At 64.4% G+C, this 12,987-nt stretch carries 9 protein-coding genes; 6 read left to right on the top strand and 3 right to left on the bottom strand.

Features of this window, described 5'->3' with window-relative positions:
* Positions 1-5 precede the first annotated feature (5 nt).
* From ACGLHS_RS08505 to flgL, 6 genes are all read left to right on the top strand, one after another.
* Entirely contained in the window at positions 6-1,679 is a 1,674-nt protein-coding gene (locus ACGLHS_RS08505; RefSeq protein WP_394478735.1) for a methyl-accepting chemotaxis protein, read from the top strand.
* Positions 1,680-1,777: 98 nt separating this feature from the next.
* Entirely contained in the window at positions 1,778-3,499 is a 1,722-nt protein-coding gene (locus tag ACGLHS_RS08500) for a methyl-accepting chemotaxis protein (RefSeq protein ID WP_394479873.1), read from the top strand.
* 98 nt (positions 3,500-3,597) lie between these two features.
* Entirely contained in the window at positions 3,598-5,211 is a 1,614-nt protein-coding gene (locus ACGLHS_RS08495; protein WP_394478733.1) for a methyl-accepting chemotaxis protein, read from the top strand.
* Positions 5,212-5,224: 13 nt separating this feature from the next.
* The gene (locus ACGLHS_RS08490; RefSeq protein ID WP_394478731.1) at positions 5,225-6,979 is read left to right on the top strand and encodes a methyl-accepting chemotaxis protein; all 1,755 of its coding nucleotides are present in this window, start codon (positions 5,225-5,227) and stop codon (positions 6,977-6,979) included.
* 117 nt (positions 6,980-7,096) lie between these two features.
* Complete coding sequence (flgK, locus tag ACGLHS_RS08485; protein WP_394478728.1) at positions 7,097-9,058, top strand: flagellar hook-associated protein FlgK; 1,962 nt, start codon at positions 7,097-7,099, stop codon at positions 9,056-9,058.
* A 31-nt stretch (positions 9,059-9,089) separates the two neighbouring features.
* A complete protein-coding gene (gene flgL / locus ACGLHS_RS08480) occupies positions 9,090-10,304 on the top strand; it encodes a flagellar hook-associated protein FlgL (protein ID WP_394478726.1) in 1,215 nt (404 codons plus the stop codon).
* Between the two features lie 521 nt (positions 10,305-10,825).
* Here flgL and ACGLHS_RS08475 read toward each other — a convergent pair.
* The 3 genes from ACGLHS_RS08475 to fliQ all read right to left on the bottom strand — a co-directional run bounded on the left by ACGLHS_RS08475 (position 10,826) and on the right by fliQ (position 12,982).
* A complete protein-coding gene (locus ACGLHS_RS08475; RefSeq protein WP_394478724.1) occupies positions 10,826-11,725 on the bottom strand; it encodes a type VI secretion system Vgr family protein in 900 nt (299 codons plus the stop codon).
* Between the two features lie 193 nt (positions 11,726-11,918).
* Positions 11,919-12,704, bottom strand: coding sequence for a flagellar biosynthetic protein FliR (gene fliR, locus ACGLHS_RS08470; RefSeq protein WP_394479871.1), 786 nt, complete (start codon positions 12,702-12,704; stop codon positions 11,919-11,921).
* 8 nt (positions 12,705-12,712) lie between these two features.
* Complete coding sequence (fliQ, locus tag ACGLHS_RS08465) at positions 12,713-12,982, bottom strand: flagellar biosynthesis protein FliQ (RefSeq protein WP_093238268.1); 270 nt, start codon at positions 12,980-12,982, stop codon at positions 12,713-12,715.
* Positions 12,983-12,987 lie beyond the last annotated feature (5 nt).

Genomic DNA, 12,987 nt, shown 5'->3' with positions numbered 1-12,987 from the left:
GCACCATGACCTTCTTTTCCAATCTCCGCATCGGGACACGTCTGGCCGTGGCCTTCGCCGTCGTCCTGGGCCTGACCGTGGTGTCGACCGCGATCGCACTGGTTTCGGCGCGCAGCAACGCGGAAGCCACCCGGGTGATGATGCAAAGCCCGCTGGCCAAGGAGCGGCTGATCTCCGACTGGTACGTGCTGACCTACTCGGCGATCGCGCGCACCTCGATGATCGCCCGCACCACCGACGAGACGCTGCCGGTGGTGTTCGCGGACGTCATCTCCGACAGCGTGAAGAAGGGCAGCGAGACCATGGCGAAGGTCGAGAAGCTGCTGGTGACCGAGGAAGAGAAGGCGCTGTTCAAGTCCATCGTCGCGCTGCGCGCCAAGTACCAGGCCGCCAAGGACGAGGTGGGCAAGGCCAGGGCGAGCGGCAGCGCGGTGGACACCACGCGCGCGTTCAAGGAGTCGTTCCAGCCGGCCGCGAAGGCCTATGAAGGCCGGGTGCTCGACCTGCTGCAGATGGAGCGCAAGGCCATCGACGACATGGGCGTTGCCATCGACGCGGCGAACGCGCGCAGCTTCAACCTGCAGATGCTGCTGGCGTTGCTGACGGTGGTCAGCGGCGCGGTCTTCGCGTTCTTCATTTCGCGCAGCATCGTGCGGCCGCTGACGAAGGCTGTCGAGGTTGCGCAGACGGTGGCGGGTGGCGACCTGAGCGCGAACATCGAAGTCGGCAGCCGCGACGAGGCGGGGCAGCTGATGCAGGCGCTGAAGGACATGAACACGAATCTGGCCCGCGTGGTGGGCGAGGTGCGTTCGGGTACGGAGACGATTGCGACGGCTTCGGGGCAGATTGCTTCGGGGAATCAGGATCTGTCTTCGCGTACGGAAGAGCAGGCGAGTTCGCTGGAGCAAACCGCCGCTTCGATGGAAGAGCTGACTTCGACGGTGAAGCAGAACGCGGACAACGCGCGGCAAGCGAATCAGCTGGCGGTGTCGGCTTCCGAGGTGGCTGTGAAGGGCGGCAGTGTTGTGTCTCAAGTTGTGGACACGATGGGCTCGATCAATGCGTCATCCAAGAAGATCGTGGACATCATTGGTGTCATTGACGGCATTGCTTTCCAGACGAACATCCTGGCGCTGAATGCAGCTGTTGAAGCTGCTCGCGCGGGTGAGCAGGGCCGAGGCTTTGCGGTCGTTGCTTCCGAAGTGCGAAGCCTTGCACAACGCTCGGCCGCAGCCGCCAAGGAAATCAAGACCCTCATCGGCGACTCTGTAGAGAAAGTCGAAGAGGGCAGCAAGCAGGTCGCAGAAGCCGGCCGCACGATGGAAGAGATCGTGGGCAGCGTCAAGCGGGTGACAGACATCATGGGAGAGATCACCGCTGCGAGCCGAGAGCAGACTTCGGGCATCGAGCAGATCAACCAGGCCATCACGCAGATGGACCAAGTCACGCAGCAGAACGCAGCGTTGGTTGAAGAGGCTTCAGCAGCGGCTCAGTCGTTGCAGGAGCAAGCCGGCAGCCTCGTGCAAGCCGTCAGCATCTTCAAGCTCGACACGGATGGCCATGCCGTGCCCCGCACCCACGCCAGGGCGTTGCCCGCCGTGCGTGCAAAACCGGCAGCACCATCGCTGCCCCAACTGGCTGCGGCCGGCGCCGACAGCGGCGACTGGCGTGCGTTCTAGGAACAAGCACCGCCGCGAGCGCCGCCGACCGGCCCGGCCGGGCGACCGCGTCCCGCGGCAATGAATTGAATCGGGCCCCACGGCCCAAAGGAAAAATCATTAAAACTTTCTACAACCTCAAAATCGCGACCAAGCTGCTTGTGTCGTTCATTGCCGTCCTTGTGTTGACGGCCTGTGTCGGCGTGATCTCGGTGATGCAGCTCGGCAAGGTTCACCAGATGTCCACGGACCTTTCGACCAACTGGTTGCCGGCCACGCGCTCGTTGCTCGAATTGAAGGGCATGGTGGCGAGCTATCGCTCGCAGGAGATGGCGCACGCCCTGTCGGGTTCGTTCACCGAGATGGCGACCTACGAGAAGTCGATGGACGAGTCGTGGAAGGCACTGCAGAAGAAGCGCACCGAGTACGAGGCGCTCATCTCGGAGCCCGAGGAGCGTGCGACCTACCCGGTGTTCGAAAAGCTGCTGGCGCAGTACGCGCTCGAACACAACAAGATCATCGCCATCTCCCACACGCAGGACACCGACCAGGTGAGCGGCCTGATCCGTGGCAAGTCGCAGCAGCTGAGCCGTGAGATGGGCGAAGCGCTGGACAAGCTGACGCAGGTGAACCTGGCGGGCGCGCTCAGCGCGGGCCAGACGGCCGATACGGTGTACGAAGAAGCCAGGCTGTGGGTGCTGGGCCTGCTGCTGGGCAGCGTGGCGCTGGGCCTGGTGCTGGCGCTGTGGATCGCCCGCATCGTGGCGCGGCCACTGGCGGAAGCGGTGAAGGTGGCGCAATCGGTGGCGGCGGGCGACCTGACCAGCCACATCGAGGCGCGGACGACGGACGAGACCGGTTTGCTGCTGGACGCTCTGAAGGGCATGAACGACAGCCTCGTGAAGATCGTCGGTGAAGTGCGAACGGGCACGGACACGATCGCGACGGCGTCGAGCCAGATTGCTTCGGGGAATCAGGATCTGTCTTCGCGCACGGAAGAGCAGGCGAGTTCGTTGGAGCAGACGGCTGCTTCGATGGAAGAGCTGACTTCGACGGTGAAGCAGAACGCGGACAACGCTCGGCAGGCGAATCAGCTGGCTGTGTCGGCTTCCGAGGTGGCTGTGAAGGGTGGCAGCGTCGTGTCGCAGGTGGTGGACACGATGGGGTCGATCAATGCGTCGTCCAAGAAGATCGTGGACATCATCGGCGTGATCGATGGAATCGCGTTTCAGACCAACATCCTGGCGCTGAATGCCGCTGTTGAAGCTGCTCGCGCTGGCGAGCAAGGTCGTGGCTTTGCAGTCGTTGCATCCGAAGTGCGAAGCCTTGCGCAACGCTCCGCAGCTGCAGCGAAAGAGATAAAAACCCTGATCGGTGATTCGGTCGAGAAGGTCGAAGAGGGCAGCAAGCAAGTAGCAGAAGCGGGCCGCACGATGGAAGAGATCGTGGGCAGCGTCAAGCGCGTGACGGACATCATGGGCGAGATCACCGCAGCGAGCCAGGAGCAGACCTCGGGCATCGAGCAGATCAACCAGGCCATCACGCAGATGGACCAGGTCACGCAGCAGAACGCCGCGCTTGTAGAAGAAGCCTCGGCAGCGGCCCAATCACTGCAAGAGCAAGCCGGCAGCCTCGTACAAGCCGTCAGCATCTTCAAGCTCAGCACCCAGTCCAGGGCCGCGCGCCCCGGATTCACCCACCTGACGCCGATTCCGAAGGTTGCCAAGCCAGCACCGAGGCCACCCGCCAAGGCGCTGCCCGCACGCCGGGCCGCTGCGTCGGCGGCGGCACCCCAACTCGCCATAGCCGGCGATGCGAAGGGAGACTGGACCGAATTTTGAGAAGCGAGGGCTCAACACCGGCGCGCCGATGCCGATAACGAACCGACAACGCCGTGTTGCGCGGCGAGATTCGTTCCAGTTCTGAAAGAAAAAGACAAATGAGTTTGAAGAATCTGAAAATCGGCACGCGCCTGGGGTTCGGCTTTGCGGCCATGCTGCTGTTGATGGCGGTCATTGCCGGCATCGGCATGCTGCGCCTGGCGAACGTGGGCCACGCCACCGACGAAATGATGAAGCACGCGCTGGTCAAGGAGCGGCTGGCCAACCAGTGGTCGAACCTGCTGGGCCCGACGATCGTGCGCTCGTTCGCCATGGTCAAGGCGACCGACCCGGCCGTGGTGACCTATTTCGCGAACGCTCGCGCCGAGAGCTCGGCCAAGATCAATCCGGTGCAGAAGAAGCTCGAAGAGATGCTGACCTCGCCGGAAGAAAAGAAGCTGTACGCCGACGTGGCCGATGCGCGTGCGATCGTGCTGGAGATCATCGAGAAGATCAACAAGCTCAAGTCCGAGGACAAGGGCGCGGAGGCCAGCGAGTTGGCCGACACCAAGTTCGCGGCGGGCCTGACCGTTTACGAGAACGCCGTGGCCAGCCTTGCGGCGCACCAGCGCGACCGGATCGACGCCGTGGCGCAAGGCATCGCGGCCGACCAGTCGAGCGGCCGAACCATGCTGATGGTGCTGTCCGGCATCGCGCTGCTGGTGGGGGCGTTGTTCGCGTGGCGTTTGAGCGTGGGCATCGTGCGCCCGCTGGGGCGTGCCGTGGCCGCCGCCGAGACGGTGGCCGCCGGCGACCTGAGCGCGAGCATCCGCGTGGACAGCCGCGACGAGGCGGGGCAGCTGATGCAGGCGCTGAAAGACATGAACGCGAGCCTGGCCAAGGTGGTGGGCGAGGTGCGCATGGGCACGGACACGATCGCGACAGCGTCGAGCCAGATTGCTTCGGGGAATCAGGATCTGTCTTCGCGCACGGAAGAGCAGGCGAGTTCGCTGGAGCAGACCGCCGCTTCGATGGAAGAGCTGACCTCGACGGTCAAGCAGAACGCGGACAACGCGCGACAGGCCAATCAACTGGCTGTGTCGGCTTCTGAAGTGGCTGTGAAGGGCGGCAGTGTCGTGTCTCAGGTGGTGGACACGATGGGGTCGATCAATGCGTCGTCCAAGAAGATCGTGGACATCATTGGTGTCATTGACGGCATCGCCTTCCAGACGAACATCCTGGCGCTGAACGCCGCCGTCGAAGCTGCACGCGCAGGCGAGCAGGGCCGTGGCTTTGCAGTCGTTGCCTCCGAGGTTCGTAGCCTCGCGCAACGCTCGGCAGCCGCAGCGAAAGAGATCAAGACGCTGATCGGTGATTCGGTCGAAAAGGTCGAAGAAGGCAGCAAGCAGGTCGCAGAAGCTGGTCGCACGATGGAAGAGATCGTGGGCAGCGTCAAGCGCGTGACGGACATCATGGGAGAGATCACTGCGGCGAGCCAAGAGCAGACCTCGGGCATCGAGCAGATCAACCAGGCCATCACGCAGATGGACCAGGTCACGCAGCAGAACGCAGCGCTTGTAGAGGAAGCCTCGGCCGCAGCGCAATCGCTGCAAGAGCGGGCAGGAAGCCTGTCGCAAGTGGTCAGCGTGTTCCGTCTGGACAGCAGCAGCCACGCCATCGACGTGGCGCACCCGCGCTACGCACCATCGCCATTCACCGCATTGGCGCCATAAAGGGGAAAAGACAATGCAGTGGTTCCAGAATCTTCGAGTGACCGCCCGGTTGCTCCTGAGCTTTCTCGTGGTCGCGGCGATCGGTGCGGCGGTCAGTGCGCTCGGCATCTTTCACATGGGGCGCATCAGCGCATCAACCGAGCAGCTCTACGCGAACGAGCTGCGTGCCCTGCAAGCCGTGCAGGAAGCCAACATCCACCTGCTGTACGCGAGCCGCGCCCAGGTGACGCTGCTGTCGGCGGGCACGCTCGGCGATCGCAAGGCCGGGGCGGACGAACTCAAGGCGTCGCTCGAAAGCCTGTCGTCGCGTGCCGCCGAGGCCAAGTCTTTCTTTGACGAGAGCCCGGAGGGCACCAAGCTTTACGGCCGGTTCGAAAGCCTGGTGGGGCCGCTGAAGGCGCACATGAACGACTTCCTGGCGCTGGTCAACAAGCAGCCGCTGGACAGCTCGCAGTTCGCAAACCAGGTGGGCGAGGACAGCACGCGGATGCTGCAGGAATCGCGCGCCCTGGAAGACGTGCTCAAGGGCATGGTCGGACACAGCAAGGAGCTTGCGCGCGTGCGTGCCGAGCAGGCGGACGCCACCTACAAGACCTCGCGGCTGATGATGCTGGTGATGGCGCTGGCCGGCATTGCGGTCAGCGTGGGGCTGGGCGTGCTGGTCGCGCGCCAACTGGGCCGTCAGCTGGGCGGCGAGCCGAAGTACGCCGCCGACGTGGTCGGGCGCATCGCCAACGGCGACCTGTCGATCGCGGTCGAGGCCGATGCCGCGCACGACGGCAGCCTGCTGCACTCCATCAAGCAGATGCAGGCGACGCTGACCTCGGTCGTGGGCGGGATCAAGGATTCGAGCGACACCATTGCGACGGCTTCGGGGCAGATCGCGGCGGGGAATCAGGACTTGTCTTCGCGCACCGAGCAGCAGGCGAGTTCGCTGGAGCAGACGGCGGCTTCGATGGAAGAGTTGACCTCTACGGTGAAGCAGAACGCGGACAATGCGCGGCAGGCGAATCAGCTGGCGGTTTCTGCTTCCGAGGTGGCTGTGAAGGGTGGCAGCGTCGTGTCTCAGGTGGTGGACACGATGGGGTCGATCAATGCGTCGTCCAAAAAGATCGTAGACATCATTGGTGTCATTGACGGCATCGCCTTCCAGACCAACATCCTTGCGCTGAACGCTGCCGTGGAAGCGGCACGCGCAGGTGAGCAAGGCCGTGGCTTTGCGGTGGTCGCCTCCGAGGTTCGTAGCCTCGCGCAGCGCTCGGCCGCTGCAGCCAAGGAAATCAAGACGCTCATCGGCGACTCGGTCGAAAAGGTCGAAGAAGGAAGCAAGCAGGTCGCAGAAGCCGGCCGCACGATGGAAGAGATCGTGGGCAGCGTCAAGCGCGTGACGGACATCATGGGAGAGATCACTGCGGCGAGCCAAGAGCAGACCTCGGGCATCGAGCAGATCAACCAGGCCATCACGCAGATGGACCAGGTCACGCAGCAGAACGCCGCGCTTGTAGAAGAAGCCTCGGCAGCGGCCCAATCACTGCAAGAGCAAGCCGGCAGCCTCGTACAAGCCGTCAGCGTCTTCAAGCTCGACGCCAACGCAGTCGCCACCACGCGCCCTGGCTTCACCCGCATCACGCCGATCCCCAAGCCTGCCAAGCCAACACCGAAGCCGCGCGCCAAGGCACTGCCCGCCCGGCGCGAGCCCGGCACCGGCACGGCGGCCCCTCAACTCGCCATGGCCAGCGACGCCAAAGGCGACTGGACGGAGTTCTGAACCAGAAGGACGGCATACCCAGCCCCGACCCTCAAGTTTTGGCGCGCGCTGCCGATAAACACCCAGAGGCATCGCTCGCGATGCCAGACCCAACACCCCATTGACAGGTAAAGCCCTATGTCCAGCATGTTCTACACAGGTCTGAGCGGCCTCGGCGTCGCCCGCACCGCGCTGATGACTACCGCCCACAACACAGCCAATGCGTACACGGTGGGCTACAGCCGCCAGGTGGCCGAGATCGCCTCGGCCGGCGGTATTTCGAGCGGCTCGGGCTTCATCGGCTCGGGTGCCAATGTGCTGACCGTGTCGCGCAGCTACGACCGCTACCTGACCGCGCAGCTCTCGTCCGCGCAGTCGGCTTCGGCGGCGCTCGCCACCAACGGCACGCAGATCAACCGCATCGACACGCTGCTGGCCGACAAGACGTCCGGCATTGCGCCGCTGATGCAGAGCTTCTTCACCAGCATGCAGGGCGTGGCCAACACGCCGGCCGACCCGGCGGCGCGCCAGCAGATGATCAGCTCCGCGCAGGCGCTGGCCAGCAAGTTCCGCGCGACCGACCAGTACCTGTCGGACCTGAACACCTCGGTCAACGAGCAGATCACCGGCAGCGTCGACCAGATCAACACCTACGCGACCAAGATCGCGAGCCTCAACCAGCAGATCAGCCAGATCAGCGCCATGGCCGGTGGCCAGCCGCCCAACGACCTGCTCGACCAGCGCGACCTGCTCGTGAGCCAGCTCAGCCAGGTGGTGGACGTGAAGGTGCTGCAGCAGGACAACGGCAAGTACAACGTGTTCATCGCCACCGGCCAGTCGCTGGTGGTGGGCGACTACGCCGCCAAGATGGCCGCGGTGCCGTCGGCGGCCGACCCGACCCGCAAGGTGGTCGCGCTCTCGGGCTTTGCCGGCAACACCAGCGAACTCGATGACAGCAGCATCACGGGCGGCGTGCTCGGCGGCCTGATGGCCTTCCGCAAAGAGACGCTCATTCCCACGCAGAACGCGATCGGCCGCCTTGCGATGTCGGTGGCCGATGCGGTCAATGCGCAGCACAAGCTGGGCGTGGACCTGAACGGCGCACTCGGCACGAACTTCTTCACGCAGGCCGTGCCGGGCGTGATGTCCAACGCCGGCAACGCGGGCAACCTCACGCTGGGCGCCACGCTGTCCGACGCGTCGAAGCTCACGACCAGCGACTACAACGTCAGCGTGACCGATGTGGCGGGCACGCTCACCTACTCGGTCACGCGGCTTTCCGACAAGACGTCGATGGGCTCTTTCACTTCTTTCCCGATCACCTTCGACGGCGTGAGCCTTACGGCCGCTAGCGGCACGGCACAGGCCGGCGACTCTTTCCTGGTGCAGCCCACGCGCACCGGCGCACGCGACCTCGACGTGCTGGTGCGCGATCCGGCCAAGGTGGCCGCCGCATCGCCGATCACCACCGGCAACGTCGCCGGCAACAAGGGCAATGGCGCGTTGGGCGCGGCCACCGTCGATGCGTCCTACCCGGCTTCGCCGCTGGCGGGACCGGTCACGCTGAGCTTCGATGCCGGCACCGGCACGCTGTCGGGCTTTCCGGTCACCTCGGCGGTCACGGTCACGCTGGCCAACGGCACCAGCACCAGCTACCCGGCTGGCACGCCCGTGCCGTACACCGCCGGCGCCAAGATGAGCTTCGGCGGCATCACCGTCAGCATGACCGGCACGCCCGCGCAGGGCGACACCTTCACCATCAACAAGAACACCTCGGGCGTGTCCGATGGCAGCAATGCCTTGCTGCTGGGCGCGCTGCAGCGCAAGACCACCATGGGCAACGGCACCGCGACCTTCAACGGTGCCTACTCGCAGCTGGTGAGCGAGGTCGGCAACCGGGCCATGGCGGTCAAGGTCGCCAGCACCACGCAAGACAGCGTGACCGGCCAGATCAAGGCCAGCCAGCAAGGCATCTCGGGCGTCGTCCAGGACGAGGAAACCGCCAACCTGCTGATGTTCCAGCAGATGTACCAGGCCAATGCACGCGTGATCCAGACCGCGTCGACCATGTTCGACACGATCCTGGGCATCCGCGGCTGACCCCATTCACGCACAGACTCCAGGAACCGCGATGCGCATCAGCACCCAATCCTTCTACGAGCAGAACGTCAACGCCATGGGCCTGCAGCAGCAGAAGCTGTTCAAGGTCCAGCAGCAGCTGGCGACCAACTCCAAGTTCCTCACGGCCGGCGACGACCCGGTCGGCGCGGCCCGCGCGCTCGGTGTGAGCCAGACGCTCTCCGAGATCGCGCAGTACGCCACCGGCCGCCAACGCGCCGGGCTCGCGCTGTCGACCGAAGAGAACGCGCTCAACTCGGTGACCGCGATCCTGCAGAACATCAAGACGCTGACGGTGCAGGCCGGCGGCGGCACGCTGTCGGACGCCGACCGCGACTCGCTCGCCACCACCATCCAGAGCGGCCTCGACCAGCTCGTGGGCGTGGCCAACTCCGACGACGGCAACGGGCAGTACCTGTTCGCCGGTTTCAAGAGCGGCAGCGCGCCCTTCGTGGCCGCCCCCGGCGGCGGCGTGCAGTACGTAGGCGACCAGGGCCAGCGGCTCATGCAGATCGACGTGGCGCGGCAGATGTCGACCTCGGACGACGGCCGCTCCGTTTTTCAGTCGGTGCAGGGCGGCGCGGGTTATGTGACCACGAGCGCAGCGGGTAACACCGGCAGCGGCGTCTTCGGCCCGGTCGGCATCACCAACGCCACGGCACCGAACTACGGCAAGGACTTCACCATCAGCTTTGCCGGCGGCAACTACACCGTGACCACCAAGGACACGCCCCCGGTGGTGGCCGCCAGCGGCACCTTCTCGCCGGACACGCCCATTTCTTTCGGTGGCGTGCAGGTGAAGATCAGCGGCGCGCCCGCCAACGGCGACAGCTTCGACGTGTCGACCGCGCAGAACGCCGGCACCGACATCTTCGCAGCCATCGGCCAACTGGTGAGCGCGCTGCGCACGCCGCTGGCCGGCGGCGGCGCGGCCGCGCAGGCGCAATTGCAGAACGCATTGAGCACCGCCAACGTGAAGATCACGAACGCGCACGACAACGTGCTGACCGTGCTGTCGTCGGTGGGCTCGCGCCAGACCGAACTCGACGCGCTCGACACCGGCGGCGCCGCGCGCAAGCTGCAGGAAGAAAGCTACCTGTCGAGCATCGAAGACCTGGACCCGTACAGCGCGATCTCGGAGTTCTATCAGCGCCAGTCGTCGCTGCAGGCGACGCAGATGACGTTTGCCAAGTTGAACAATATTTCGTTGTTCAATTACTTGAACTGAGTGTGGGTGTGGGGCATCGCGGTGCGATGCCAGGGGGCGACGACGGCAGTTCGCACCGCCGTCGTAAGCCTCGGCGTGCAGGCCACCAAAGCCGTGCGGGCCGCGCGCCACCACTCCGTTGGGAAAATGACTGTCCTGGCTGACATCGCGCACATGCAGCGACCACTCGCGCAACCATTCGGCGGCGGCGGGACGCCGACGGTGTGGGTACGATCCTCCTGCTTCTCGTCAATGCCGGTGACTTTGCCCTTGACCCATTGATATGTCCCGGGATCGGGCTTCACGGGGGTTAGCGAGCTCAGGTCTTTGTCTTGGCTCATTTGCGGCTCCCGCTGTCGTTGGCTTTACATAGCACCTTGGTGTCTGCGGGAGGAATACGAGGTTTGAATGCGAAATTAGGAGCCGACTTCCAGTCGCCGCTCACCGGCTTAGGAAGGACCAGATCGAGTTCGTCAGTGCTGGTAATTCCATACGCGGGACGGTAGTGCGACTGATAAGCCGTCGATCCGCTGACCATCAAGTCATAGGTGGTGCCAGGGGACCAAACTCTTTTCCATGTCCTGCCGCCATCGGTGGAATAGGGCATCGTGGCAGCCGAGCAAGCTCCTCCCCCCGACGAACAGCTGATGCCCCCTCGTGTCACGGGCGCCACTGGTCAGATGGTTGTGCGGCACGAAGCTGTGCACGTACTCCGCGTCAACCTTCCAGCCTGGTGCGTGGTACTCGACCTCCTGATACGCCGCACTGTCGTTCTTCTTGTAGGCGCCCATGTTGTCAATGAGCACGAGGCGATGTTTGCCTTCGCTGTGCTCGAAGAAGAAGCTGATGCCCCATTCCTGGCACAGGCGGCTGAAGAACGCGAAGTCGCTCTCGTTGTACTGGACGGAATAATCGCGCTTCGGGTAGGTCTCGATCAGGCGTTTGTCGACACCGAAGTCGTAGCCGCCCAGCAATTCGTCCAACACTTCGACAACGGTCTTGTTCTGGAAGATCTTGCAGTCGGTGGTGAGCGTGGCCAGGTGCAGCCAGGGGCGAAGTGTGAGCCTGTACTGGATGTGGCGGCCTTCCTCGCCCCACATGGCGGCATCAGTGATCAACGCACTGATCTGACGCACGCCCGCGCCGACGTGATCGGCCGAGGCACCCGTGGCGCCCGAAGTGAATTCGCCTGCACCGTCGAGCTGGATGTTGCAGGTGATCTCGCGACCGATGAAGCTGTCGAGATCAAAGTCGGCGGCCCCGCTGGCGCCGAGGTTCAAGGCATCGGGAGTCTTGAGCAGCAGCTCGTATTCAAACAAGCTGTTGACACCTTCATGTCCCGACAGCCGCACCGGCTCCAGCGCGGGTCGCCCAAGAATCGATGGAATGGCGGTGCTGCTGATCTCGAGCGTGCGCGAGGGCGCAGCACTGCGTGCGGACATGTGTTCTCCCTGAATCCGCCCTCGGAGCCAAGGGCTGAGCGGCGGATTATGGGAAGCTCACGGGGGCAAAAACCAGGGGAAAGAATCGGGCAACCATTGCGGCACCAGCGACGTGATGGACTGCACGGAGACAAAAAACGAAAGCGCTTGTCTCAAGCCGCGATAGCGGTAGGAGCGCTGACGCAACCAGCCTCTACGGCCGCAACCCCTGCGTAACCCGCAGCATGTTCCCCAACGACTCCGCAAACCTCGGCTCGAGAAACGCACCGAGGTTCGGCATCAGCAACTGCAGCATCACGATTCCCGCCAGCAGCGTCAGCGGAAAACCCACCGCGAAGATGCTGAACTGCGGCGAGGCGCGGTTCAGGATGCCCATGGCGAGGTTGAGGGTCAGCAGTGCGGTCACGAGCGGCAGCGACAGCAGCAGCCCGCTGGCGAAGATGTCGCCGGCCGCCAGCACCAGGAACATCCAGCCACCAGCCACCCACGGCGCATCGGCGATGGGCAAGGTGTGAAAGCTCTCGGCCAATGCGTTCACCATCAGCAGGTGTCCGTCGAGCGCCAGAAAGATCAGCATGGCCAGCATGTTCAGCAGCCGCGACACCACCATGGTGCTGCCGTGGCTCATCGGATCGAAGAAGGACGCAAACGACAAGCCCATCTGCAGGCCGATGTATTCGCCCGCGGCCAGCACGGCCGTGAACACCAGCCGCATGGTGAAGCCCATGGCCACGCCGATCAGCACCTGCTGCACGATGATCCACAAGCCGCCGGCCGACACCACCGGCACCGCCGGGAACGCGCCCAGCGTGGGCGAGATCACGAGCGTGAGCATGGCCGCGATCGCCACTTTCACCGGCCGCGGCACCCACGACTCGGCAAAGATCGGCGCGGTGCTCACCAGCGCCAGCATGCGAACAAAAGGCCAGAGGAAGGCCACCATCCAGCCTTCGAGCTGGCCCGAGGTGACGGAGAAAATCGAAGGCGTCACGCCAGCATCTGCGGGATGCTCGAGAACAGTGCGCGCATGTAGTCGAGCATGCGGTCGAGCATCCACGGCCCGGCGATCACCAGCGTCGCGAACACCGCGAGCAGCTTGGGAATGAAGGACAGCGTGGCCTCGTTGATCTGCGTGGCGGCCTGGAAGATGCTGACGATCAGGCCGATGACCAGCGCCACCAGCAGCAGCGGCGCGCCCAGCAGCAGCGAGATTTCCATGGCCCGGTGGCCCATGGTCATGACGGATTCGGGTGTCATGTCTG

It is taken from the genome of Variovorax sp. VaC1, from assembly GCF_043658315.1.
Lineage (GTDB): Bacteria > Pseudomonadota > Gammaproteobacteria > Burkholderiales > Burkholderiaceae_C > Variovorax.
This window is presented reverse-complemented; position numbering and strand designations above follow the sequence as displayed.

What these genes read in the sequence shown, in the direction of transcription:
- ACGLHS_RS08505 (WP_394478735.1), top strand. Translation starts at nt 6, where the DNA reads ATGACCTTCTTTTCCAATCTCCGCATCGGGACACGTCTGGCCGTGGCC.
- ACGLHS_RS08495 (WP_394478733.1), top strand. Translation starts at nt 3,598, where the DNA reads ATGAGTTTGAAGAATCTGAAAATCGGCACGCGCCTGGGGTTCGGCTTT.
- ACGLHS_RS08490 (WP_394478731.1), top strand. Translation starts at nt 5,225, where the DNA reads ATGCAGTGGTTCCAGAATCTTCGAGTGACCGCCCGGTTGCTCCTGAGC.
- flgK (WP_394478728.1), top strand. Translation starts at nt 7,097, where the DNA reads ATGTCCAGCATGTTCTACACAGGTCTGAGCGGCCTCGGCGTCGCCCGC.
- flgL (WP_394478726.1), top strand. Translation starts at nt 9,090, where the DNA reads ATGCGCATCAGCACCCAATCCTTCTACGAGCAGAACGTCAACGCCATG.
- ACGLHS_RS08475 (WP_394478724.1), bottom strand. Translation starts at nt 11,725, where the DNA reads ATGTCCGCACGCAGTGCTGCGCCCTCGCGCACGCTCGAGATCAGCAGC.
- fliQ (WP_093238268.1), bottom strand. Translation starts at nt 12,982, where the DNA reads ATGACACCCGAATCCGTCATGACCATGGGCCACCGGGCCATGGAAATC.